General features: G+C 62.4%; 19 protein-coding genes. 9 read left to right on the plus strand and 10 right to left on the minus strand.

Annotation, left to right across the window (positions count from 1 at the left end):
* Positions 1–83 precede the first annotated feature (83 nt).
* Genes D3878_RS21050 through waaA form a run of 3 tightly spaced genes read left to right on the plus strand, consistent with a single transcriptional unit; the run spans position 84 to position 4,717 of the window.
* Positions 84–2,009, plus strand: coding sequence for a polysaccharide biosynthesis protein (locus tag D3878_RS21050; protein ID WP_119787254.1), 1,926 nt, complete (start codon positions 84–86; stop codon positions 2,007–2,009).
* Between the two features lie 31 nt (positions 2,010–2,040).
* Positions 2,041–3,417: a phosphomannomutase/phosphoglucomutase gene (locus D3878_RS21055; protein ID WP_119787255.1), complete on the plus strand. Its 1,377-nt coding sequence runs from the start codon at positions 2,041–2,043 to the stop codon at positions 3,415–3,417.
* Between the two features lie 22 nt (positions 3,418–3,439).
* Entirely contained in the window at positions 3,440–4,717 is a 1,278-nt protein-coding gene (gene waaA / locus D3878_RS21060; protein ID WP_119787256.1) for a lipid IV(A) 3-deoxy-D-manno-octulosonic acid transferase, read from the plus strand.
* A gap of 60 nt (positions 4,718–4,777) precedes the next feature.
* On the opposite strand, the gene D3878_RS21065 is transcribed toward waaA, so the two are convergent.
* From D3878_RS21065 to D3878_RS21075, 3 genes are read right to left on the minus strand one after another with little or no spacing between them, the layout of a single operon-like run.
* A complete protein-coding gene (locus tag D3878_RS21065; protein WP_119787257.1) occupies positions 4,778–6,187 on the minus strand; it encodes an efflux transporter outer membrane subunit in 1,410 nt (469 codons plus the stop codon).
* Positions 6,184–9,333 (minus strand): efflux RND transporter permease subunit, encoded by a 3,150-nt coding sequence (locus tag D3878_RS21070; RefSeq protein ID WP_119787258.1) that lies wholly within the window; start codon positions 9,331–9,333, stop codon positions 6,184–6,186. Before D3878_RS21070 ends, D3878_RS21065 begins: the two co-directional genes overlap by 4 nt.
* A 23-nt stretch (positions 9,334–9,356) precedes the next feature.
* A complete protein-coding gene (locus tag D3878_RS21075; protein WP_119787259.1) occupies positions 9,357–10,556 on the minus strand; it encodes an efflux RND transporter periplasmic adaptor subunit in 1,200 nt (399 codons plus the stop codon).
* Positions 10,557–10,768: 212 nt separating this feature from the next.
* On the opposite strand from D3878_RS21075, the gene D3878_RS21080 reads away from it, so the two are divergent.
* The gene (locus D3878_RS21080; protein WP_119787260.1) at positions 10,769–11,404 is read left to right on the plus strand and encodes a TetR family transcriptional regulator; all 636 of its coding nucleotides are present in this window, start codon (positions 10,769–10,771) and stop codon (positions 11,402–11,404) included.
* Between the two features lie 66 nt (positions 11,405–11,470).
* Here the strand turns inward: D3878_RS21080 and D3878_RS21085 are convergent, their stop codons facing one another.
* From D3878_RS21085 to D3878_RS21110, 6 genes are all read right to left on the minus strand, one after another.
* On the minus strand, positions 11,471–12,778 hold the full coding sequence (locus tag D3878_RS21085; protein WP_119787261.1) for a TolC family outer membrane protein: 1,308 nt from the start codon (positions 12,776–12,778) through the stop codon (positions 11,471–11,473).
* A gap of 25 nt (positions 12,779–12,803) precedes the next feature.
* Positions 12,804–13,127, minus strand: coding sequence for a rhodanese-like domain-containing protein (locus D3878_RS21090; RefSeq protein WP_119787262.1), 324 nt, complete (start codon positions 13,125–13,127; stop codon positions 12,804–12,806).
* A 9-nt stretch (positions 13,128–13,136) separates the two neighbouring features.
* On the minus strand, positions 13,137–13,802 hold the full coding sequence (locus D3878_RS21095; RefSeq protein ID WP_119787263.1) for a protein-L-isoaspartate O-methyltransferase family protein: 666 nt from the start codon (positions 13,800–13,802) through the stop codon (positions 13,137–13,139).
* Between the two features lie 65 nt (positions 13,803–13,867).
* A complete protein-coding gene (locus D3878_RS21100) occupies positions 13,868–17,080 on the minus strand; it encodes an efflux RND transporter permease subunit (RefSeq protein WP_119787264.1) in 3,213 nt (1,070 codons plus the stop codon).
* Positions 17,081–17,101: 21 nt separating this feature from the next.
* A complete protein-coding gene (locus tag D3878_RS21105; RefSeq protein WP_119787265.1) occupies positions 17,102–18,343 on the minus strand; it encodes an efflux RND transporter periplasmic adaptor subunit in 1,242 nt (413 codons plus the stop codon).
* Entirely contained in the window at positions 18,337–19,005 is a 669-nt protein-coding gene (locus D3878_RS21110; protein ID WP_119788060.1) for a TetR/AcrR family transcriptional regulator, read from the minus strand. The genes D3878_RS21105 and D3878_RS21110 overlap by 7 nt, the downstream gene beginning before the upstream one ends.
* A 170-nt stretch (positions 19,006–19,175) precedes the next feature.
* Between D3878_RS21110 and D3878_RS21115 the strand changes: the two genes are divergently transcribed.
* From D3878_RS21115 to D3878_RS21125, 3 genes are read left to right on the plus strand one after another with little or no spacing between them, the layout of a single operon-like run.
* Positions 19,176–20,765, plus strand: a complete 1,590-nt coding sequence (locus D3878_RS21115) for an efflux RND transporter periplasmic adaptor subunit (protein WP_119787266.1) — start codon at positions 19,176–19,178, stop codon at positions 20,763–20,765.
* Between the two features lie 14 nt (positions 20,766–20,779).
* Positions 20,780–21,532 carry an ABC transporter ATP-binding protein gene (locus D3878_RS21120; protein WP_119787267.1) on the plus strand — a complete coding sequence of 251 codons (753 nt, stop codon included), beginning with the start codon at positions 20,780–20,782 and terminating at the stop codon, positions 21,530–21,532.
* Positions 21,529–22,761, plus strand: a complete 1,233-nt coding sequence (locus tag D3878_RS21125) for an ABC transporter permease (RefSeq protein WP_119787268.1) — start codon at positions 21,529–21,531, stop codon at positions 22,759–22,761. Before D3878_RS21120 ends, D3878_RS21125 begins: the two co-directional genes overlap by 4 nt.
* A 35-nt stretch (positions 22,762–22,796) precedes the next feature.
* Here D3878_RS21125 and D3878_RS21130 read toward each other — a convergent pair whose 3' ends face one another.
* Positions 22,797–23,795, minus strand: coding sequence for an extracellular catalytic domain type 1 short-chain-length polyhydroxyalkanoate depolymerase (locus tag D3878_RS21130; protein ID WP_119787269.1), 999 nt, complete (start codon positions 23,793–23,795; stop codon positions 22,797–22,799).
* Between the two features lie 93 nt (positions 23,796–23,888).
* Between D3878_RS21130 and D3878_RS21135 the strand changes: the two genes are divergently transcribed.
* Together D3878_RS21135 and D3878_RS21140 are read left to right on the plus strand one after the other, a co-directional pair.
* Positions 23,889–24,152 (plus strand): YkgJ family cysteine cluster protein, encoded by a 264-nt coding sequence (locus D3878_RS21135; RefSeq protein ID WP_119788061.1) that lies wholly within the window; start codon positions 23,889–23,891, stop codon positions 24,150–24,152.
* 238 nt (positions 24,153–24,390) lie between these two features.
* Entirely contained in the window at positions 24,391–24,948 is a 558-nt protein-coding gene (locus D3878_RS21140; protein ID WP_233556414.1) for a DUF1439 domain-containing protein, read from the plus strand.
* The last annotated feature ends 21 nt before the right edge of the window (positions 24,949–24,969 follow it).

A 24,969-nucleotide genomic window follows, 5' to 3' on the forward strand; every position in this document is an offset into this window, starting at 1 on the left:
GTGTCTGGAGAAATACTCTCGGGGCGCGTAGTATAGTCATGTGGCGTACAATTATTAATTAATTAACAAATCATTCAGAGTGCATGAAAGCGTTCCTTGACTTACCACGGTTTTATAAAAAACTGATTGCCGTGGCGGCAGACCTGGTGTTTTTGCCGCTGGCATTTTACCTGGCCATTATCATGCGCTATGAGGGCATGACCATGGACTTGTTCAAGCAATACGTCTGGCTGATCCTGGCGGCGCCTGCAGTCTCCATTCCGATTTTCATCAAGTTGGGCTTGTACCGCGCCGTAGTGCGCTTCATCGACCACAAGATCGTGTATGTGGTGATCAGCGGCGTGACCCTGGCGGTCATGATCATGGCGGCACTCGTAACAATGATCCATCATGTCGGCTTATCGCGTGGGGCGCTGGGCATTTACTGGGTAATCGCCATTCTGTATGTCGTGGCTAGCCGCTTCGTGGCGCGTAGTTATTTTTTGCATGCAAGTTTTGCTGGCACTGATCGTCCGCGCGTGGCCATTTATGGCGCCGGCCAGGGTGGCACCCAATTGCTGGGGGCGCTACGTGCCGGCCAGGATTACTTGCCGGTGGCATTCATTGACGACAAGGCTGAATTGCACGGAACGACCATCGGCGGCATCAAGGTCTTTCCTTCCACCCACCTGGCTGCCATGGTCGCCAGAAAAAAAATCAACGGTGTCGTGCTGGCCATGCCATCGGTGACAAAGGCACAGCAAAAACACATCATCGATCGCCTGGAACCCTTGAAGCTCAAGACCTGGGTCATGCCGCCGATGGAAAATCTGATGTCGGGTACTTCGCGGGCACAGGATGTGCGGGAAATCGACATCGAGGACTTGTTGGGGCGCGATCCGGTGGCGCCGGATGCTGCCCTGATTTCAAAGTGCATTACCGGAAAAACCGTCATGGTCAGCGGCGCAGGCGGTTCGATTGGTGGCGAATTGTGCCGGCAAATTCTCAAGCAACGGCCCGATCGCCTGATTCTGCTGGAATTGTCGGAATTCGCGCTCTATTCGATCGAACAGGAATTGCAGGGATTGCAAAAAAGCTTGCGCCTTGAAATTGAAGTGCTGCCTTTTCTGGGGTCGGTGCTGGAGCAGGAAAAATGCGAGCGCATCATGCGCAATTTTTCCGTGGAAACCATTTACCATGCCGCCGCCTACAAACATGTGCCGCTGGTCGAGCACAATCCGATCGACGGCATTCGCAACAATGCACTGGGTACGCTGAGCCTGGCACGGGCGGCAATCGCCGCAGGGGTGAAATGCTTCGTGTTGATTTCCACCGACAAGGCGGTGCGTCCAACCAATGTCATGGGTTCGACCAAACGCCTGGCGGAATTGGTGATGCAAGCCTTCGCCCGCCAGCAAAAAACTACCCGCTTTTGCATGGTTCGATTCGGCAATGTGCTTGGTTCGTCCGGATCGGTGGTGCCGCTGTTCCGCAAGCAAATCATGGCGGGTGGCCCGATCACGCTGACCCATCCGGAAATCACCCGTTATTTCATGACCATCCCGGAAGCCGCGCAACTGGTGCTGCAGGCCGGCGCCATGGGCGACGGTGGCGATGTGTTCGTGCTCGACATGGGGGAGCCGGTGAAAATCGTCGACATGGCCAGGCGCATGGTGCATTTGAGCGGCCTGGAAGTCAAAAGCGATGAGTCGCCGGACGGCACCATCGAAATTCGCCATGTCGGCTTGCGCCCCGGCGAAAAGCTGTATGAAGAATTGCTGATTGGCTCGAATGTCGAGGGCACCGAACATCCGCTCATCCTGCGCGCGAAGGAAGCGGAAATTCCCTGGGGCTTGCTGCAGGAACTGCTCGGCAAGCTGGAAGCTGCCTGTGCTCGTTACGACCATGAGGAAGTGCGTGCATTGCTGTTGCAGATCGTGCCTGGCTACGCGCCGCAATGCGGTATCGAAGACCTGATTTGGCGTACCAAAAACGATTTATTGTTTTTGGGGAAAGCAACCCTGCATTGATCTCAGTTATTTTTATTAAAAGAAAGTCGTAATGTTGAAACTCACCCAAAGTATCTTCAAGGCTTACGATATCCGCGGTATCGTCGGCAAAACCCTGGATGCCGCGATTGCGCGGCAAATCGGCCAGGCATTCGGCAGTGCGGTGCGCGCCAGGGGCGAAAAAAATGTCGTGATCGGTCGCGATGGCCGCCTGTCCGGCCCGGAACTGGCCAGCGCCCTGGCCGCCGGCTTACAGTCCGCCGGGGTCGATGTGATCGATCTTGGCGTGGTGGCCACCCCGCTGGTTTATTTTGGCACGCACATGCTGGATGCCCAGTCCGGCATCATGGTAACCGGCAGCCACAATCCGCCGGATTACAACGGTTTCAAGATGGTGCTGGGCAGTGAGGCGATCTACGGCGACACCATCCAGGCGCTGTATCAGGCGATCGTCAAGGGCGAGTTTGCCATCGGCGCCGGCAGCTATCGCCAGCACGATATCAGGGATGCCTACCTGCAGCGCATCGTCGGTGACGTCAAGCTGGCGCGGCCGATGAAGATCGCCGTCGATTGCGGCAATGGTGTGGCCGGCGCTTTTGCCGGGGACTTGTATCGCGCCATGGGTTGCGAAGTGACCGAATTGTTTTGCGAGGTCGATGGCAATTTCCCCAACCACCATCCCGATCCGGCGCATCCGGAAAACCTGCAGGACCTGATTCGTTGTGTGCAACAGGGCGATGCTGAAATCGGCCTGGCTTTCGACGGCGACGGCGACCGCCTGGGCGTGGTGACCAAGGATGGCCAGATCATTTTCCCGGACCGGCAATTGATGTTGTTCGCCGAGGACGTGCTGTTGCGCAATCCGGGCCAGCAAATCCTCTATGACGTCAAATGCACGCGCCACCTGGCGCCCTGGATCGCGCAGCGCGGCGGCCAGCCGCTGATGTGGAAAACCGGTCATTCGCTGGTCAAGGCCAAGATGCGCGAGACTGGCGCCCCGCTGGGCGGCGAGATGAGCGGCCATGTCTTCTTCAAGGATCGCTGGTACGGCTTCGACGATGGCTTGTATGCCGGCGCGCGCATGCTGGAGCTCCTGAGCCGGCAGCAGGATCCCTCGGCCATCCTGAACGCCTTGCCGCAATCGGCGTCGACGCCGGAACTGCAGCTGCAATTGCAGGAAGGGGAAAATTTTGCGCTGATCGGCAAGCTGCAAGGCGAGGCGCGCTTCCCGGGCTCGGACCAGACCATCACCATCGACGGCTTGCGCGTCGAATACCCGGATGGCTTTGGCCTGGCGCGTTCGTCCAACACCACGCCGGTGATCGTGATGCGCTTCGAAGCCGAATCGCCGCAAGCCCTGCAGCGCATCCAGGGCGAATTCAAGCGTGTGATCCTGGCCGCCAAGCCCGACGCCGCCCTGCCGTTCTGATGGCTGCTGGCCTTTGCTCCTGATGCGCCGGCTGTATTCATTCGCCTGGTGGCTCGCGCTGCCGCTGGTGCTGGCGCGCCTGTGGTGGCGCGGCCGCAGGGAACCCGGCTACCGGCGGCATGTGAGCGAACGCCTCGGCTTTTATCGCGGCATTGATCGCAGCGTTGCGGCCGGTCGTCCCCTGTTATGGGTGCATGCGGTTTCGGTCGGCGAGACGCGGGCGGCAGAGCCGCTGATCGACAGCCTGCTGGCTGCCTATCCGGATGCGGCCGTGCTGCTGACGCACATGACGCCGACCGGTCGCGCCACCGGCCGTGCCTTGTTCGGCAAACACGGCGCGCGCCTCGTGCAATCCTACCTGCCTTACGATACCGGCTGGATGGTGCGGCGTTTTCTCTCGCATTTCCAGCCCCGCCTGTGCGTATTGATGGAGACTGAAGTCTGGCCGAACCTGATTGCCGGTTGCGTGCGTCAGCATGTCCCGGTGATGTTGGTCAATGCCCGCTTGTCGGAACGTTCGCTGGCCAAGGCACAGCGCCTGTCGGGCCTGATGCGGGAAGCGGCGCGGGGATTTTCCTGTATTGCCGCCCAGACCGAGGCCGACGCGGCGCGTCTGCGCCAGATGGGCGCCAGCAACGTGCATGTCACCGGCAGCATCAAGTTCGATGTCGCGCCGCCGCAGGAAATACTGATCCGTGGCGCTGCCTTGCGTGGCCAGATCGGCAGTCGTCCGGTATTGTTGTGCGCCAGCACGCGCGAAGGCGAAGAGGAATTGATCCTGGACGCGCTGCTGCAATGCGACCTGCAGCAGGCGCTGGTGGTCATCGTGCCGCGTCATCCACAGCGTTTCGATGCAGTCGCGCGTATGGCGGCCCTGCGCAATATCATGCTGTGCCGCCGTTCTGAACTGGGCAGCGCCTGGGTCGGGCCGGAGGTGCGTGTGCTGCTGGGAGACTCGATGGGCGAGATGTTCGCCTATTATGCGGCCTGCGATGTCGCTTTCATCGGCGGCAGCCTGCTGCCATTGGGCGGGCAGAACCTGATCGAAGCCTGCGCACTCGGCAAGCCGGTGCTGATCGGCCCGCATACCCATAATTTCCTGACCATCAGCGCCGATGCCGTGGATGCCGGCGCCGCCATCCGCGTCGCCGATGCGCCCGCCATGCTGCAGCAGGCGCGACGCCTGCTGCAGGCCGACGTCGAGCGCATCGTGATGGGCGCCAAGGCCAAGGCGTATGCCGAACAGCACCGCGGCGCCACCGCCAGGACGATGGCCTTGCTCAAGCCGCTGATCGATTAAGTTTTTTCGAATTCCGGACCCGCGGTTGGGCGTCGCCGAAACGCGCCCTGGCGTCGTCACTTATTTTGCAGCGCTGGCGGCATTTTCCTGCAGGCCGCCGCCCAGTGCCCGGTACAGGTCGATTGCATTGGTCAGCCGTAGCAGCCGGGTTTGCACCAGCGCCTGTTCGGCGTTAAACAATTCGCGCTGCGCGTCCAGTACTTCCAGCGAACTGGCCACGCCATTCTTGAAGCGCAGGTCGGCCAGGCGCAGACGATCGGCCTGCGCTTCGCCCACGCTGCGCTGGGCGTCCAGCTGCTCATTCAAGGTGGCGCGCGCCGCCAGGGCGTCAGCGACTTCGCGGAATGCCACCTGGACCGATTTTTCATAATCGGCCACGGCGATATGCTTGCGTACGTGCGCAAGATCCAGGCTGTTGCTGTTGCGGCCGGCATCGAAAATCGGTATGGCCAGTTGCGGCACAAATGACCAGGTGCGCGAACCGGCATCGAACAGGCCGGACAGTGTATTGCTGGCGGTGCCTACTCCCGCGGTCAGGGAAATGCGCGGGAAGAAGGCGGCGCGGGCGGCGCCGATGTTGGCGTTGGTGGCAATCAGGCGCTGTTCGGCGGCGCGGATGTCGGGGCGCTGCGTCAGCAAGTCCGAGGGCAGGCCGGCCGGCAGTTCCGCCACGATCCCTTGCGAATTCAGCATCTGTGCCGTCGGCAAATCTGTCATAGGTTTACCTACCAGCAGCGCCAGCGCATTGGCGGCTTGCGCGCGCTGCCGCGCCAGCGTTGCCAGTGCCACCCGTGCCGAGCCGACCAGGGTTTCATTCAGACGCAGATCAAGCGCGGACGAGGCGCCGACATCGAAGCGCTGTTTTGCCAGTCGGTAAGCGGATTCGCGGCCTTCCAGGGTTTTTTGCGCCAGCACGTATTGTTCATCGAAGGCGCGTTCGGCCAGGTATGCCTTGGCCGTTTCGGCTACCAGGCCGATATGGGCCGCCTGGCGCGCCTCGGCGGTGGCCAGGTATTGCGCCAGCGCCGCGTCATTCAGGCTCCTTATCCGGCCGAAGAAATCCAGCTCGAAGGAGGTCAGGCTCAGGCCGACCTGGTAGCTGCGGCTGACCGTCGACAGGCCGGTGGGCGACAGCGTTACCGGCACCCGCGCGTTCGAGTTCGACACCTGGCCGTTCAGGGTGGGCAGGAGATCGGCCGACTGGATATTGTAGAGCGCGCGTGCCTCGTCGATGCGCAGCGCCGCTGTGCGCAAGTCGCGGTTGTTTTCCAGGGCGGCGGCAATCAGCGCCTGCAGGCGCGCATCGGCGAAGAATTCGCGCCAGCCAAGTTCAACGGGCCTGGCTGCCGTGCCGGCTGCCTCTGCCGGGTAGTTGGCCGCCACCGGCGCCTGCGGTCTCTCGTAGCGCGGCGCCAGCGTGCAGCCGGCCATGAGGCTGGCGCTCAACAGTAAAAGGCTTGATTTGATCATGCCGCTTCTCCATCGTTCGGTTCCAGGTGCGCGGCATACATGCGGCGCTGGCGTTCGCTGCCCTTGAAGATTCTCCTGACCACGACAAAGAAGACCGGCACCAGGAACACCGCCAGCACGGTGGCGGTGATCATGCCGCCCATGACGCCGGTGCCGATGGCGCGTTGGCTGGCCGAGCCGGCGCCGCTTGCCGTCACCAGCGGCAGTACGCCGAGAATGAAGGCCAGCGAGGTCATGACGATCGGGCGGAAGCGTAGCTGCGCAGCTTCCAGCGTGGCTTCGACCAGGCCCTTGCCCTGCGCATGCAAGTCCTTGGCAAATTCGATGATCAGGATGGCGTTCTTGGACGACAGGCCAATGATGGCGATCAGGCCGACCTTGAAATAGACATCGTTGGGCAGATCGCGCATGCTTGCCCCAAGCAAGGAGCCGAGAATTCCGAGCGGCACCACCAGCATCACCGCCAGCGGAATCGAGGTGCTTTCGTAGAGGGCCGCCAGCACCAGGAATACCGCCAGCAGAGACAGCAGGAATAGTGCCGGCGCCTGCGAGCCGGAGGTCTTTTCCTCAAACGACTGGCCGGTCCACTCATAGCCGAAACCGGTCGGCAACTGCGTCGCCAGCCGTTCCATTTCCGCGATTGCTTCGCCAGTGCTGCGCCCTTCGGCGGCCTGGCCGGAAATGCGGAAGGCAGGATAGCCGTTGAAGCGCACCAGTTGCACCGGGCCGGTGCTCCAGCGCGAGGAAGCGAAGGACGAGAACGGCACCATGCTTCCCTTGTTGTTGCGTACGTACAGCCGCAGCAAGTCTTCCGGACGCAGCCGCTGCGGCGCATCGACCTGCACGATCACGCGCTGCTGCCGCCCCTGGTTTGGAAAGTCGTTGACATAGCTGGTGCCGATCGCAGTGGACAGGGTGGCATTGATGTCGGCGAAACTGAGACCGAGCGCGCTGGCCTTGTCGCGGTCGATGTCCAGACGCAGCTGCGGCGTGTCTTCCAGTCCCTCCGGATGCACACCCTTGAGCACCGGGCTTTTCGCCGCCAGCTCAAGCAGTTGGTTGCGCGCGGCCAGCAGCGCCTGCTGGCCTTGGCCGCCACGGTCCTGCAGGCGGAAGGTGAAGCCGGTGGCGTTACCCAGTTCACGGATCGGCGGTGGATTGACCGGGACGATGATGGCGTCGCGGATGCCGGACAGCGCGCCCCTGGCACGCTCGACGATGGCGCCAGCCGAATCATCGGCGCCGCGATCTTGCCAGTCCTTCAGCGGCACGAATGTCAGTGCGGCATTCTGGCCGCGGCCGGAGAAGCTGAAACCGAGCACGGCGATGACGTGCTCGACCCCTGGCTGTTTCAGGTAATACTCCTCGACCTGCTTGACCACTTCGCGCGTGCGGTGGGTCGATGCCCCCGGTGGCAGCTGGATGTTGGTCATGATAAAACCCTGGTCTTCGGTGGGCAGGAAGGACGAGGGCAGGCGCGCGTACAGTAGCGCCACGCAACCGATGATCAGGGCATAAATCACCATGTAGCGCAGGGATTTGCCGAGCATCCTGCCGACCACGCTTTGGTAGCCGGTCGAGGCGCGCTGGAAGCTGCGGTTGAACCAGCCGAAGAAGCCCGACTTCTCATGGTGATGGCCAGCCTGCACCGGCTTCAGGATGGTCGCGCACAGGGCCGGCGTCAAGGTCAGTGCCATCAGGGCCGAGAACACCATCGACGACACCATCGACAGGGAAAACTGGCGATAGATCGAGCCCACCGCGCCGCCGAAAAAGGCCATCGGGATGAACACCGCGATCAACACCAGCGTGATGCCGACGATGGCGCCGGTGATCTGGCCCATGGCCTTGCGGGTGGCGTCGCGCGGCGACAGGCCTTCCTCGCGCATGATGCGCTCGACGTTTTCGACCACCACGATGGCATCGTCCACCAGGATGCCGATCGCCAGCACCATGCCGAACATGGTCAGGACGTTGATCGAGAAGCCGAAGGCCAGCATGGTGGCCAGGGTGCCCAGCAGCGCCACCGGCACGACGATGGTCGGGATCAGGGTGTAGCGGATGTTCTGCAGGAACAGGTACATCACCAAAAACACCAGCAGCACGGCTTCGGCCAGGGTCTTGACCACTTCTTCAATGGAGATCTTGACGAACAGCGAAGTGTCATAGGGAATTTCGTACTTGACGCCAGCCGGGAAGAATTTTTTCAGTTCTTCCATCTTGGCGCGCACCGCGGTGGCGGTGCCGAGCGCGTTCGCGGTAGGGGACAACTGTACGCCAATCGCCGCGCTGGGGCTGCCATCGGTGCGTGAGGAAGTGGCATAGGTCTGGCCGCCGATCTCGATGCTGGCAACATCGGCCAGGCGCACCACCGAGCCATCCGGGTTGGCGCGCAGCGTGATGCGGCCGAATTCGTCGGCGCCGGCCAGTTGCCCGCTCACCACCACGCTGGCCGAAATCGGCTGCGTTCCCGGACTGGGCAAATCACCCAGCGTGCCGCCCGAGACTTGCGCGTTCTGGGCACGGATGGCATTGCTGACGTCGGCCGGCGTCAGCTTCAGGCTGGCCAGCTTGGCCGGGTCGATCCAGATGCGCATGGCGCGCTCGGTGCCGAACAGCTGCGCCTGGCCGACGCCCGGCACGCGCTTGATTTCGTTGAGGACGTTGCGCGAAAGGTAGTCGCCCAGCGCCACCGGATCCAGGCTGCCGTCGGTGGTGGTCAGGCTGATCATCTGCAGGAAGTTGCTGCGCGCCTTGTTGACCTGCACCCCTTGTTGCAGCACTGCCTGCGGCAGGCGCGGCTCGACCCGCTTGATACGGTTTTGTACGTCGACTGCGGCCAGGTCGGGATTGGTGCCCGGCACGAAGGTGACCGTGATCTGCGCGGTGCCGTTGGACTGGCTTTCCGATTCGATGTACTGCAGGCCTTCGGCGCCGTTCATCTCCTGCTCGATCAGGCTGGTCACGCTTTCGTCGAGGATTTTCGCGGTGGCACCGGGATAGGTGGCGGAAATCACCACCGACGGCGGCGCGATGGTCGGGTATTGCGCCACCGGCAGCGCGCGGATCGCCAGCAGGCCGGCCAGCATGATGAACAGCGCGATCACCCAGGCGAAGACCGGACGGTCGATGAAAAATTTTGCCATGGCGGGCTTCCTTTAGCGGGACTTTAGCGGGACTTGACGTCCAGGACGACTGGTTTGGCATCCTTGTCGCCCTTGCCGGCGGCGCCGGACCACGCCACCGTCCTGACTGCGGCGCCCGGTCTGGCTTTTTGCAAGCCTTCGACGATGACACGGTCGCCTGCCTGCAAGCCTTCGCTGACGATCCAGGCATCGCCCTGGCTGCGGTCGGCCTTGACCTGCCTTGCCGTGACCTTGTCGCCGGCGTCTACCAGCATCACGCTGGCGCCATTGGCATTACGCAGCACTGCTTGCTGCGGCACGATGATGGTGTTTTCACTGATCGCCTGGTCCAGCCGCGCACGCACGAACAGGCCGGGCATCAGCAGGCGTTCTGGATTCGGGAATACCGCGCGCAGGATTACCGCGCCGGTGCTTTCATCGACCGTCATGTCGGAAAACAGCAGCTTGCCGGCATGCGGATAGGGGCGACCGTCTTCCATCAGCAGGCTGATCCTGGCTTCATCGCGACCGATGCCTTTGAACTGGCCGGCGGCCAGCGCCTGGCGCAACTGCAGCACCTCGGCGCCGGACTGCGTGAGCGTGACATAGATCGGGTCGAGCTGCTGGATGGTGGCCAGCGGGGTCACCTCGTTCTGCCCGACCAGCGCGCCTTCAGTGACCTGGGCGCGGCCGATGCGCCCGGTAATCGGCGCAGTCACCGTGGCGTAGCTCAGGTTCAGCCGTGCCGTGGCCAGCGCCGCTTTGGCGGTGGCGACATCGGCGGCTGCCAGTTTTTGCGACACATTCACATCATCGTATTCCTGCTTGCTGATCGCGCTGGTGTCGACCAGTGCCGCATAGCGCTGCGCTTTCATGCTGGTTTGGGCGAGATTGGCCTCGGCCTTGGCCAGCGCCGCCTGCGCGCTTTGATGACTGGCCTGGAACGGCGCATCATCGATGCGGAACAGCACCTCGCCGGCCTTGACGTCGCTGCCTTCGTGAAATACCCGCTGCAGCACGATGCCCGGCACGCGCGCGCGCACCTGAGCAACACGCGCGGCTTCCAGCCGGCCTGGCAGTTCGGTAGTCAGCGCCAGGCGTTGCGGCGCCACCGTCATTACCGCCACTTCCGCCGGCGGCGGGCTGGCGGGGGTCTTGCTGGCACCGGCCTGGTCGATGCAAGCTGACAGCAGAGCGGTGGAGGCGAACAGCGCAATTCGGGTGGAACGGCCGGCTATGTTCATGGCTTGCTCGTACGGTAAATGGAGGTCCTGCCGGGCCAGGTCAGCGGGCGGCAGGACACTGCTGTTGGGACGAATCGGCTACGCTTGTTTTTTTAGGTAATTACCAACTTGCACGTTATTATATATACATCCAATGGTGTATGTATATTTTGCTCGCTGCTGCGACTGGCCGAATTACCAGTCCAGGCGGGAATCAAGCCGGTAAAACGACAATGGCAAGAGCGACGAAGGAAGAAGCACAGGAAACACGCAATCGGATTCTCGATGCGGCCGAAGATGTCTTCCATGAACAGGGCGTGGCGCGCACATCGCTGGCCGATATTGCCCAGGCGGCAAATGTCACGCGTGGCGCGATCTACTGGCACTTCAAGAACAAGGTGGATCTGTTCGATGCCATGTGCGAACGGGTACGCCTGCCGATGACGGATATGGTGCAGGCCAGCGCGCAGGGGAATGTCGATGACCCGCTCGGGCAATTGCGCGCTACCTGTCTGTTTGTGCTTCGCGAAGCATCACGCAATCCGCATGCGCGCAAGGTGTTCGGCATCCTGTTCCACCGTTGCGAATACATCGATGGCGCGCACGGTTTCATTACCCTCCAGCAGGGGACGTTGAACACAGGGGCACGCAATATCGAACTGACCCTGAAAAACGCCATCACACGCGGCCAGTTGCCGGCAGATCTGGATGCCAGGCTGGCCGCCATCCTGTTTCAGGCCAGCTGGCGCGGTTTGCTTAGTAACTGGCTTATATCGCCGGAAAGCTTCAATCTCGAGCAGGATGCCGAAAGATTCGTCGATGCCTGCATGGATAACCTGCGCCAGGCGCCCTCGTTACGACGCAAGTAAGCCAGGCGCAAGAAGGGCGATGCGCCGGCTTGGGGGGATGAATCGGTGGGGCGAATGAATCGAGGATCAGGGCTTGAGCAAGCCGTTGACCTGTGCCAGGTCCTCTTCCTTCAACGAGCCGGCGGCGGATTTCAGTTTCAAACCGTTCACAATGGTGTCGTAACGCGCCTTGGCCAGGTTCTGACGCGTGGTGTAGAGCTGCTGCTGGGCGTTCAGGACGTCGATATTGATGCGCACGCCGACCTGGTAGCCAAGACGGTTTGAATCGAGCGCCGACTGGCTCGAACGCTCCGCCGCCTCCAGCGCCTTCACTTGCGCCAGGCCGCTGGTGACGCCAAGATACGCCTGGCGTGCGCCCTGGGCCGCAGTGCGGCGAACGTTTTCCAGGTCGTTGCGGGCCTTGTCTTCCAGTGCGATGGCTTCGCGCACGCGGCTGCTGGTGCCGAAACCGGAAAACAGCGGAATGGTCCACTGTACGCCGACGCTGCTGCTGTCCGTCTTGCCGCTTGGCGAAGTCAGCGTGCTGCCGTTCTGATGGTTGTGGCCGCGCGAAGCCACCAGATCGACGGTCGGCATGTGGCCTGCGCGGTTCCTGCCGATTTCGCGGCGGGCGATTTCCAGCGCCAGCTTTTGCCCGGCGACGCCGTAGTTCTGCTGCTCGGCGCTCTCGACCCACTTGTCGATCTGTGCCGGGCTGGGCGAATTGATCTGCACGCCGGGCCGCAAGGCGGCCAGTTCGCCGGCGGGCTTGCCGATGATCTGCTGCAGGGCGTTGCGCTTGATGTCGAGATCGCTTTGCGCCGCCAGTTCCTGGGCGATTGCGAGGTCATAGCGGGCTTGCGCTTCGTGGGTGTCGGTGATGGTGGCGGTGCCGACCTCGAAATTGCGTTTGGCCGAAGCCAATTGCTCGGTAATGGCCACCTTCTGTGCCTGCACGGACGCCAGCGTATCCTGAGCCGCCAATACGTCGAAGTAGGCTTGCGAGACGCGCACGATCAGGTCCTGTTGCGCCTGGGCGAATTGCGCCTCGCTGGCGGCAACCGACAGTTTGCCTTGTTGATACTGTTCCCAGTTAGCCCAACGAAATAGCGGCTGCGACAGCGAAATGCTATGGCTGTTGCTACGTACGTTGCGTGACAATGTGGCCGACTCCTGCTCGCTGCGGGTATAGCTACCCGACAGCCCGACGGTGGGCAACAGGCCGGCGCGTCCCTGGGTTTCCTTTTCCTGGCCAGCGGCCAGCGTGGCGCGTGCGCTGGCATACACCGGATCATTGGCCTGTGCTTCCTGGTATACCTGCAGCAAGTCGAGCGCATGGGCATTCAATGACAGCAAGCCTGCGGCAAGCAGCGAGGCAATCAGGGTAGGGCGCATTCAGCTCTCCGTCGGGCTATTCGGGTTAATACGTCGGCATTTCAGGATCGACCTGTTGCGCCCACGCATGCACGCCGCCGGTCAGATTGATGACATTGGCAAAGCCATGCTGCTCCAGAAAGCGTGCAACCTGCATGCTGCGCATGCCGTGGTGGCAGATGCAGACGATGCTCGCATCTTCATCCATTTCGCCCAGCCGCGCGGGCACGCTCTGCATTGGCATGCTCACCGCATCGCCGATATGGCAATAGGTAAACTCGTGCGGCTCGCGCACGTCCAGCAACAGCGGCGGCGCGCGCAAGGGGTCTGCCAGCCAGGCAGCCAGTTCCGGAGCGGTGAGTTGCAGCATGGCTAAGTCCTAGAAGTGGAAGTGAGACGGCGTGGCCGCATTTTTCAGTGGCTTGACAACGGTTTCGAACAGCTTGACGGTGTTATAGGCATTGTCGGAGACGCGCGTCACCAGTTCCGCCGACATGACCGGCGCTTGGCCGACGATGGCGAGGATGCGGCCACCGATCTTGATCTGCTGCAGGAAGGTTTCCGGCAATGCCGGCACGCTGCCGGAAATCACGATCACATCGTAGGGAGCGCCGTCGCTGCCCGATCCGGCCCAGCCGCGGGCACCGTCGCCCAGTTCGACCTTGACGTTGGTGATGCCGTTGTCGGCCAGGTTCTTTTCTGCCAGCGCCTTCAGTTCCGGCTCGATCTCGACGCTGGTGACGTGGCGCGATTTGTGCGCCAGCAGGGCGGCCATGTAGCCGGAGCCGGCGCCGATTTCCAGCACGTTCTCGTGCTTCTTGAGCGCGACTTCCTGCAAAATGCGCGCTTCCAGCTTGGGCGTGAACATGTTTTGCCCGCACGGCAGCGGGATTTCGGTATCCATGAACGCCAGGTTCCTGTGGGCGGCGGGCACGAAGTTTTCGCGCTTGACGACCAGCAGCAAATCGAGGACATCCAGGTCCAGCACATCCCAGGGGCGGATCTGCTGTTCGATCATGTTGAAACGTGCTTGTTCAATGTTCATGGTAGGGACTCATTGCGAAAAATGAAATAAGGGCTTGCTGATACTTAAGATAAGCACGCATTTTATCAAATGGCATCCTCCTGGCGGGAGGACGGGCCGACTGGCGCAGCGCCGCCGGCCCCGCGCGCAAACCATCTGGCTCTGGCCCAGACGGCAAAATCGTCCAGGTAGGTGTACATCACCGGCACCACCACCAGCGTCAGCAGGGAGGAAGTGATGATGCCGCCGATGACCGCCTGGCCCATGGGGGCGCGCTGCTCGGAGCCTTCGGCCATGCCGAAGGCCAGCGGCACCATGCCGAACACCATCGCCAGCGTGGTCATCAGGATCGGCCGCAGCCGCACGTGCGCAGCTTCCAGCAGCGCGGCGCCGCGCGCCATGCCTTCTTTCCTGGCCTGGTTGGCGAAATCCACCAGCAGGATGGCGTTCTTGGTGACCAGGCCCATCAGCATGATGAAACCGATGATGGAAAACATGTTGAGGGTCGAGCGGAACAGCATCAGCGCCAGGAAAACGCCGATCAGGGTCAGCGGCAGCGACGACATGATGGCCAGCGGCTGCAGGAAGCTGGCGAATTGCGATGCCAGGATCATGTAAATGAAAATCACCGCCAGCAGCAGCGCGCCCACGGCATAAGCGAAGGATTCCTGCATGTTCTTGGCGGCGCCGCCGACCTGGTAGCGGTAGCCGGGCGGCCAGGCAATGGCGTCCAGCGCGGTCTTGACGTCGGCGCTGGCCTGGCCGGCGGAACGGCCGACCACGTTGGCCGACAGTTCGACTTCACGGTTCAGGTCGCGCCGGTTGATCTGGTTGGCGCCGGTCGACGGCACGATGTCTGCCACCTGGCGCAGCGGCACCATTTTCGGCGTGCCGTCGGCATTGGTCTGCGAGCTGCCCAGCATCAGGCGCGACAGGTCGTCGATATTGTTGCGGTCGTCCGGCGCCAGGCGGACGTTGACGTCGTAATTCTGGTCGTCCGGGGCACGCCAGCTGCCGGCGGCCTGGCCGGCCAGGAGCGGCCGCAATGCCGCGCCGATCTGCGCCACGCCGACGCCCAGGTCGGCGCCGATCTCGCGCCGCGGCACCACCGAGATGGTCGGCATTTGCGCCTTCAGGCTTGAATCGATATCCACCACGCCGGCAAGCGCGCGCATCTTTTCCTGCACCTGCTCCGACAGGCGTGCCAGTTGCGCCAGGTCGGGCCCCAGGATGGACAGGCGCAATTGCTTGTTGTCGCCACCGACGCCGTCGAGCGTGCCGATATGGGTGACCGTGATGCCGGCGACTTCCGTCAGTCGCTCGCGCAGGGGATTTGCCATTTGGGTGGTGCTGCGGCTGCGCTCGCTGCGCGGCTTCAGCCGCACGAAGACGGTAGCGTAATTCTTGCCTTGGGCATTGCCGGTATTGACGGTGGTGTACAGGTCGCGCACTTCGGGAAAGCCGCGCAATACGGCCTCAACCTGGCGCGCCTTGCTTTCGGTGAATTCCAGCGAGGAACCGACCGGGGTGTAAAAAGTGACGCCGGTTTCCGAATAATCCGCCTGCGGCACGAATTCCGAGCCGATCAGGCCGGTGGCCGGAATCAGGAAACCGCCAAAGAACGTGGCGGCAGCAATCGCCAGGGTCGACTTGCGATGCTGCAGCGACCATTTCAGCAAGACCTGGTACGTATCGGACAGCCATTGCACGAGGCGTTCGAACTGTGCCAGCACGCGGCCGATGGTGTTGGCATACCAGCCGCGGCGCGCGCCTGTGGCGCCGTGCACCGCCGGGTCCGGCCAGATCGACGACAGCATCGGGTCCAGCGTAAACGACACGAACATCGAGATCAGCACGGCGGCAGTCACTGTGATGCCGAACTGGTGGAAGAAGCGGCCGATGATGCCGCCCATGAAGCCGACCGGCAGGAACACCGCGACGATCGAGAAGGTGGTGGCCAGCACCGCCAGGCCGATTTCCGCAGTGCCTTCGAGGGCGGCGGTGCGATGGCTCTTGTACTGGCCGTTGACCTTCATGCCGGCATGGCGCACGATGTTTTCGCGCACCACGATGGCGTCGTCGATCAAGAGGCCCACGCATAGCGACAGCGCCATCAGGGTGATCATGTTGATGGTGAAGCCGAACATGTGCATGAACAGGAAGGTGCCGATCAGCGCCACCGGCAGTGTCAGGCCGGTGATCACGGTCGAGCGCCAGGAGTTCAGGAACAGGAACACGATCAGGATGGTCAGCGCCGCGCCTTCGAGCAGGGTCTGGCGGACGTTTTTCACGCCGACGCGAATCTGCCGCGAGCTGTCCTTGATGACCTCGAGTTTCACGCCCGGATAAAGCGCTTTCAGGGTCGGCTGCAGGTCCTGCAGCGCGGCGCCCAGGCCATCGGCGACCTCGATGGTGTTCTGCCCCTGCGCCTTGAGGATGTCCAGCGCCAGCGTGCGTTGGCCGTTGTACAGCGCCAGGCTTTCCTGTTCCTGCTGGCCGTCGACCACCGTGGCGATCTGCGACAGCAGCACTGGCTGGCCGCCGCGGCGGGCGACGATCAGCCGGTTGAAGTCGGCCGGGTTCTTGATCCTGCCCTGCACCTGCACGACGTTTTCACTGGACAGCGAACGCACCGCGCCGGCCGGCAATTCCTGGTTTTCATTGCGCAGCGCAGCGATCACCTGGTCGACGCCGATGCCGAGCGCTTCCATTTCGGTCGGCTTGATAGTGATGTTAATTTCGCGCATGACGCCGCCGACCAGGGTCACCGAACCGACGCCGCGGACGTTTTCCAGGCGTTTCTTGACGACCTGGTCGGCGATCACGGTCAGTTCGCGCAGGTTGTAGCGGCCGGCCTGGCCATCGTTGGCGACCGACACCGAATAGATCGGCCGGTCGGCCGGATCGTAGCGGGTGACGCGCGGTTCCTTGACTTCATCGCGGAAAGCCGTCTTCACCAGCGCCACTTTTTCGCGCACATCCTGCGCGGCCTGCGCCGGATCGACCGTCAGGGCGAATTCGATGATGACTACCGAGGCGCCCTCATAGGAACGCGAAGTCAGGCTGTTGATGCCGTTGATGGTGTTGACCGCTTCCTCGACCTTGCGGGTGACGTCGGACTCGACCGTCTCAGGTGATGCTCCGGGGTAATCGGTCTGCACCACGACCACCGGGAAAGTGATGTCGGGGAATTGGTCGACCGGCAGGCGCTGGTAGGAAAACAGGCCCAGTACCAGAAAGGCCATCATCATCATGGTGGCCAGGACCGGGTTGGCGATGCTGATACGGGTAAACCACATGGCGGCTCAGGCTTTCATGCGTCAGCGTGACGCTGACGGCGCGGCGCTGGCGGCGGTCGTGACAGCGTGGGGATGGGCCGGAGCGGCCGGGGTGGCTGGTGTGGCCGGAGGCGCTTGCGCCAGCCGCACCTTGACGCCGTCAGGCAGCTTGCCGAGGTTAGTCCTGACAATCAGCGCGCCCGCTGCGAGGCCGTCGAGGATTTCCACCGCTTCGCCGGTGCCGTCGTTGCCGCGGCTGCCCAGCTTCACCGCCTGCTGGCGCAGCGTGCCATTGACAATCGCGTACACGATCGCGCTGCCGCCGAGGTCCTGGATCGCCGCCGGCGGCACACTCAACACGCCGGTCTTGCTGCCCAGGGTAACTTCCGCCTGGCCGAACATGCCGACTTTCAGCAAGCCTTGGGGATTGTCGAGCTGAATATAGCTCATGACCGAACGCGAACCGGCCTGGGTGGCGGGGCTGATGCGCGCGATCCTGCCGGTCAGCGGCGTGGCCAGGCCTTCCAGCTTTACTTGCGCGGGTTGTCCAGGCGTCAGCTGCAGGATATCGGTGGTCGGCACCGCCGTTTCCAGCTCCAGCTGGTGCAGGTCGACCAGCTCCAGCAGATGGTTGTCGGCCGAAACCTTTTCGCCCGGCTGCACGGACCGGCTGGCCACCAGGCCGGCGATCGGCGCGCGCACCACGCTGTCGTTCAAGGCCTTCTGTGCCACGTCCAGCGCACCTTGCGCCGATTCGACATTGGCGCGGGCGATGTCATGCTGGCTGGCGGCATTGTCGAAGGCGTTTTGCGAAATGAAGCCCTTGGCCACCAGCGCCTGGTTATTGTCGCGCGCCTTGGCGGCAATCGCCAGTTCGCCGCGTGCGGCCTGCAGGCTGCCTTTGGCCTGCTCCAGGCGGGCCTGGTATTCAGTGCTGTCGATTTTCACCAGCACCTGGCCAGCCTTGACCGCTTCGCCTTCGCGTACCAGCACTTCGCGCACTTCGCCGGCAAGCTTGGCCTTGACTTGCGCCTGGTTGACGGCGCGCAGCGCACCCGACAGCAGCAGTACCTGGCGCAATTCGCGCGGCTGCACCTCGGCGACATCGCTGGGCAGGAATTCGAGACTGGCTGGCGCCTTGGCTGGTGTCGCCTGAGTTGCTTGCGTTGTTTGTGTGTCTGCTACCGGCGCGGCGGCCTGGCGCTTTTTCATGGCGGCGGCGCCGGCGCCGACGGCCAGCAGGCCGGCCAGCAGCAGGATCCAGAAAGCACGTCGTTTCAGCATGGCATTCTCGCAGGCGGCAGCGGCGTAGTCGGGTCTTGCAGCAGGCCGCGCAGGCAAATGTCGATATAGGTCCGGATATAGTCCTGGGGCGAAATCTGCTCCATGTTGCAGGCGCCGAAGGACTGGTTCCAGATCATCAGCATGACCATCGGCGCCACCACCACGCGCATTGCCTGCTGGGGGTCGATCGGCCGGAATTCGCCGCGGGCGATGCCGTGCTCCAGCATGCGAACGATCATGCCATTGACGCGGGAAGTCACTTCCTCATAATAAAAGCGCGCCACTTCCGGGAAATTCCCGGATTCGGCCATGATCAGCTTGGTGATGCCGGAAACCTTGGAGTTGCCCACGCGCTCCCACCAGCCCAGCATGATTTCCTGGAACAGCGAGGCGCTATTGCCCTGGTGCTGATCAATCAAACCTTCGGCTTCGTCGATCATGGGCAACATGTTTTCGCGCACCACCGCCTTGAACAATTCTTCCTTGTTGGTGAAGTACAGATACAAGGTGCCCTTGGAGACACCGGCGCGGGCGGCAACATCGTCAAGCCGGGTGGCGGCAAAACCGCGTTCGACAAACAAGTCCAGCGCGGCGGCCAGCAATTCCTGCGGACGGGCTTCCTTGCGGCGCTCCCAGCGCTTGCTTTTAATAGGACATTGCATGAGCGAAACCCAATAACTTACCAACGAGTCAGTAATGTAGTTGGCATTTTCCTGGGCGTCAAGCCGCATTGATATGTGTTTTTAATTGACACATACGGTTACAAACCGGGCACGCCGGCAGGATGAATACCAGTAGAATCGACCTGGTTGATTTTTATCAGTGAAGAATCATGAATCGATTGCGTAAATGGTGGGTCTGGATCGTTGTATTGTTGCTCGTTATTCTGGCGGCATCCGGGTACTGGATGTGGGCAAAAAACGGTGCCGAACCGCAATATAAGACGGGCAAGATCGAGCAGGGGGAAATTACCGCCAGCGTGTCCGCTTCCGGCACCCTGAGCCCGGTAGTGTCGGTGCAGGTCGGCTCGCAAGTGTCCGGCCAGCTGAAGGAAATTTATGTCGACTTCAATAGTGAAGTCAAGCAGGGCCAGCTGATCGCCCGCATTGATCCGGAAACTTTTGAATACAAAGTGCGCCAGGCGCAGGCTGACCTTGATGCCGCGCGTGCGCAGGTGCTGACCCAGCAGGCGCAGGTGGCTGCCCAGCAGGCGCAGGCGGCGCAGGTAGACATCAACCTGGCCGAGGCCAAGCGCGACCTTGACCAGAAGCAGCAACTGACGGACAAGGGCTTCATTTCCGCCGCCGAGCGCGACAAGGCGCGCGCTGTCTATCATGCACAAGTCGAGCAAGCCAATGCGGCGCGCGCCCAGGTGCGGGTCGCCCAGGCCGGCAACGGTAATGCGCAAGCCGCGGTCAAGCAGCGCGAAGCCGCGCTGGCACAGGCGCGGATCGAACTGGAACGCACTGCCATCAAGGCGCCGGTCAATGGCGTGGTGATCAAGCGCAGCGTCGAGCGCGGGCAGACGGTGGCCGCCAGCCTGCAGGCGCCGGAACTGTTCATCATCGCCGAAAACCTTTCCGACATGCGGGTCGATACCGCCATCGATGAATCGGAAATCGGCCGCATCCGTACTGGCCAGAAAGCCAGCTTTACCGTCGATGCGTTCCCCGGGCGGACCTTCGAAGGCCGCGTCAACCTGATCCGCAAGTCGGCGCAGAATGTCTCGAACGTCGTGACTTACATGGTCGAGGTCGATGCGCCGAATCCGCGCAAGGAATTACTGCCGGGTATGACCGCCAATGTGCGGGTCGTCACCGACACCCGCAGCGATGTCCTGAAGGTGCCGAATGCAGCGTTGCGCTTCCGCCCGCCCGGCGCTGCCAGCCAGCGCGTCAGTGCCACAGACACTGCAGGCGCCAGCCGGCAGAACAACGGCCAGACTGCAGCCCAGGGCAGGGGGCAAAACAATGCGTTGCGCGAACAGCTGGAAAAAGACTTGCAGCTGAGCGAAGAGCAAAAGGGCAAGCTCGATGCAATCTTCGCCGGCATGCGCGACAAGATGGCGGCGGCGCGCGAAGCGCCGCAGGAAGAGCGGCAGAAAATCATGGAACGCAGCCGCAGCGACATGCGCGCGCAAATTGCTGCGATCCTGACGCCCGAGCAACGCAAGAAATATGAAGACCTCACTGCCGAGCAGGCCGGCCGGCGCGGCACGAATACCGCCGGCCGCGTGTATGTCATGGATGAGCGCGGGCAGCCGAAGGAAGTGCCGGTGCGCGTCGGCCTGACCGATGGCACGATGACCGAAGTGATGGCGCCGGACCTGAAGGCAGGCATGGCCGTCATCACCGGCGTGGCGCAGTCGCAAGTGCAAGCCGGCAGCAAGCCCGCGGCAGCGCCGGGCCCGCGCATGTTTTAATGATTGAGATACCCATGACGGCACTGATCGATACCCGCAAGCTGGTCAAGGACTACGTGATGGGTAACAACCATGTTTTTGCCTTGCGCGGCGTGTCGCTGGCAATCAATGCAGGCGAGTTTGTCGCGATCATGGGCGCCTCCGGCTCGGGCAAGTCGACCTTCATGAACATGCTTGGCTGTCTGGATCTGCCGACCTCCGGCGAGTATTTTCTGGCGGGCGAACGGGTGTCGGCCATGGATAGCGACCAGCTGGCGGCGATCCGCAACCGCCGCATCGGTTTCGTATTCCAGCAATTCAATCTGCTGCCGCGCACGACGGCACTCGACAATGTCGAATTGCCCCTGCTGTATGCGGCGGTGCCGGCAGCCGAGCGACACGCGCGCGCGGCGCAGCGCCTGGGAGAGGTGGGCCTGGGCGAGCGCATGGACCATCATCCGGCGCAACTGTCCGGCGGCCAGCAGCAGCGCGTGGCGATCGCCCGCGCGCTGGTCAACAACCCTTCGCTGATCCTCGCCGACGAGCCCACCGGCGCGCTGGATTCGCGCACCAGCGTTGAAATCATGGCGTTGTTCCAGAAATTGAGCCGCGAGGGCATGACGATCGTGCTGGTCACCCACGAGCATGATATTGCCAGCTTTGCCTCGCGCATCATCACTTTCCGCGACGGCAATGTGATCGGCGACGCCGCCAATCCGCCGCAGGATGCGCAGGCGCAACTGGCGGCGCTGGATGCAGCCGCCACGGCGCAGGAAGCGGCATCATGAATCTGCTGGCCACCTTCCGCATTGCCCTGAACGCGCTGCGCGTGAACCTGCTGCGCTCGATGCTGACCATGCTGGGAATTATCATCGGCGTGGCCGCAGTGATCACGATGATCGCAGTCGGCGCCGGTGCGCAGGCGCGCATCCAGGACCAGATCAAGAGCCTCGGTTCCAACCTGATGATCATCATGCCCGGCTCGACCACCGCCTCCGGCGTACGGCTAGGCGCCGGCGCCAACCAGAACCTGACCGAAGACGATGCCATTGCGATCGCCCGCGAAATCCCGGAAGTGCAGGCGGCGGCGCCGTCGATGCGCAGTTCCGCGCAACTGATCGCAGGCGGCAGCAACTGGTCGACGCAGATCTATGGCGTCACGCCCGACTATTTCGAGGTGCGCGAGTGGCCGCTGGCGTCCGGGCGCATGTTCGAGGCGAATGAATTGTCCGGCTCAGCCAAGGTGGTGATTCTCGGGCAGACGGTGGCGAACCAGCTGTTTGGCAATATCGACCCGGTCGATCAGGTGTTGCGGATCAAGAACGTGCCGCATACCGTGATTGGCGTTCTCGCCAGGAAAGGCCAGAGCATGACGGGCCAGGACCAGGACGACGTCGCGATGGTGCCGCTATCGACTGCACGCAACCGCCTGTTCGGCAATGCCCAGGGCAAGCTGCGCCGGGTCGGCACGATCCAGGTCAAGGTGCTGGAAGGCGCCGACATGAAGGTGGCGGAAGAGGGCATGCGCCAACTGCTGCGCCAGCGCCAGCGTACCCAGCCGGGGCAGGACGATGCCTTCACGATCCGCAACCTTACCGAAATCCTCGCCACCCAGGAAGAATCGTCGCGCATCATGACGATCCTGCTGGCGGCAGTGGCGTCGGTGTCGCTGCTGGTAGGCGGCATCGGCATCATGAACATCATGCTGGTGTCGGTCACCGAGCGCACCCGCGAGATCGGCTTGCGCATGGCGGTCGGCGCGCGCGGCAGCGATATTCTCACGCAATTCCTGGTCGAGGCGATCACGCTGTCGCTGATCGGCGGTTTCATCGGCATCGTGCTGGGCGTGGCCGGCTCCTTCCTGGTCAGCCAGTTCGCCGGCTGGGCCACCCGGCTGTCGCCCGAGTCAATTGTGCTGGCGGTCGGCTTTTCGGCGGCGATCGGGATCTTTTTCGGTTTTTACCCGGCGCACAAGGCTTCGAAACTGCTGCCGATTCAGGCGCTGCGTTACGAATAGCGGAATGGCGAGGCGTCGCCCGACGCATGTCTTGCTTAGCGCTTGACCCGCAGGTTGTTGTCAAAGAAAAACCGCGTCACCCAGGCCGGATAATTGATGTGGCTGTAATCGTGGAAGCTGTTGCCATGCGTGCCACCGCCGCTGCCGCCATCGCCCGCTGCAAAGGCATGGCCGAGGCCTTCGACCTGGATGTGCGCCACGCGCAGCTGTCCCTTGTCATCCTTGTACAGGCTGCCGTTGCTCTGGTTGGCTTCGGCGATCTTCCCGCCTTCCTGGCTGGCGCCATACAAGGCCTGCAGCGCATCGCGGTTGCGCCCGGCATGCGCGGCATGGGCCAGGCGGTCGTCGCTGCCGTGGATTACGCTGGCGATCTGGGTGGCGAAGGCGGCTTGCTGGTCGCCCGCGTAACTCCGGCAATTGTCGACGATGGCAGCCGCTTCAATCTTCGGCGGCGCGAATACTTCCGGCACGTTCGATCCCATCGCCGGCGCCGAGTGCAGGCCGACGCCGGCCACCAGTTCCGGGTAGGCGCAGGCCAGGACTTGCGCCACGGCGGCGCCGGAAGACATGCCGACCACGTAGATCTGTTGCGGATCGATATTCAGTTCGGGCCGCGCCTGCAAGCCCTTGATCATTTCGGCCAGGGGGCCGATGTCGCGCCCGTCGCGCTGATGCGCGGTGCCGAACCAGTCCCAGCAGCCGGCAAACAGGCGCGAGCCGGGCGTATTGGTTTCCGGGACATCGGGCGCCGCCAGCACCATGCCGTATTGTTCGGCGGCGCTTTCCCAGCCGGCGCGCTTGTCCATGATGTCGCCATACGCGGTCTGTTTGCAGCCGTGCAGGACCACCATCAGCGCGCGCTTTTTGGCCAGTGTCGGCCGGGCTTGCTGCGGCAGGTAGACATGCAGGTTGAACAGGCCGTAATTCTGTTCGTTTTCGTTCCACGCACCGGGTTTCGGCGTGGCCGCAAAGGCGCTGGAGGTGGCCAGCAGAAGCGCAAGCGCGCGTACAATGTGCAAGGACAAAATTTGCATCGTGTCTTCCTCCTTATTTGAAGCGGGTGTGATGTTTTTTAACTTATTGTACGCGGCGAAACTCCGGTGTGGCCGCTTTGTGTGTTTTTGATCATGACTGCCTATCCCTGCCGCAGCGCTTGCGGCGCCTGCTGCATCGCCCCTTCGATTTCCTCGCCGATTCCCGGTATGCCGGAAGGTAAGCCGGCGGGGGTGCGCTGCGCGCAACTGGATGCGCAAAACCGCTGCCGGATTTTCGGCAGCCCATTGCGGCCGGCGGTGTGCGGCAGTTTGCAGCCCAGCCTGGAAATGTGCGGGGATTCGCCCCGCCAGGCGATCCGCTGGTTGACGCAGCTTGAGGCGGCGACGGTGCCGTGAGGGTGCCGGGCGTCAGCCTGGCTGGCGATCAGGGCTGTGGCGCGGGTCCGCGCGGATCAAAGCCGGTGAAGTAGAGGACGTGACGTTTATTGACCGGGGAATGCTGGGGTATGATGGAATCCATGCCTAAGCATGCTGTTTGATGCTATCTGGACGTGCCGATTTTTGCAGGCATTATTCGCACGCATTATATATCCGACATGCTTCCAGTTCGTTGCCTAAGTGGAATAAATCAAGTATGAAAATGACCAGAGTATTGCCCCGTCTTTGCCTTGCCGTCGTGGCATGCATGCTCGCCGCCTGCGCCGGCCTGCTGGGGCCGCGCAACATGGAAGTGCCGCTGTCGACCCTGCAGGCATCGCTGGAAAAGCGCTTCCCCTTCAATAGCCGTTACCTTGAATTGTTCGATATCCAGCTGAGCGCGCCACGACTGCGCTTGCAGCCGGACGGCAACCGCGTGCTGACCAGTTTCGACGCCGCGATTGCACCCGCCTGGCTCAAACGTTCGTGGCAAGGCAATTTCGCCCTGTCGGGCGTGCTGGCGATCGATCCGGCCAAAAATGCTGTGATATTGACCGAGCCGCGCGTAGAAACCCTCAACATCAATGGGCTGGATGCCAAATATGCCAGCCAATTAACGAAAATTGGCGGTTTGCTGGTCGAACAAGTATTCCGCGGCATGCCTATATATACATTTCAACCGGAGGATTTCCGGTATGGCGGCGCCTCTTTCTTGCCCACAAAAATCAACACGCAAGGCAATGGGCTCGTGGTAACCTTTGAGCCGGTAAAATAGCGCAATTGTTGTTCCCGTCTG

This window comes from Noviherbaspirillum sedimenti (assembly GCF_003590835.1).
GTDB lineage: Bacteria > Pseudomonadota > Gammaproteobacteria > Burkholderiales > Burkholderiaceae_D > Paucimonas > Paucimonas sedimenti.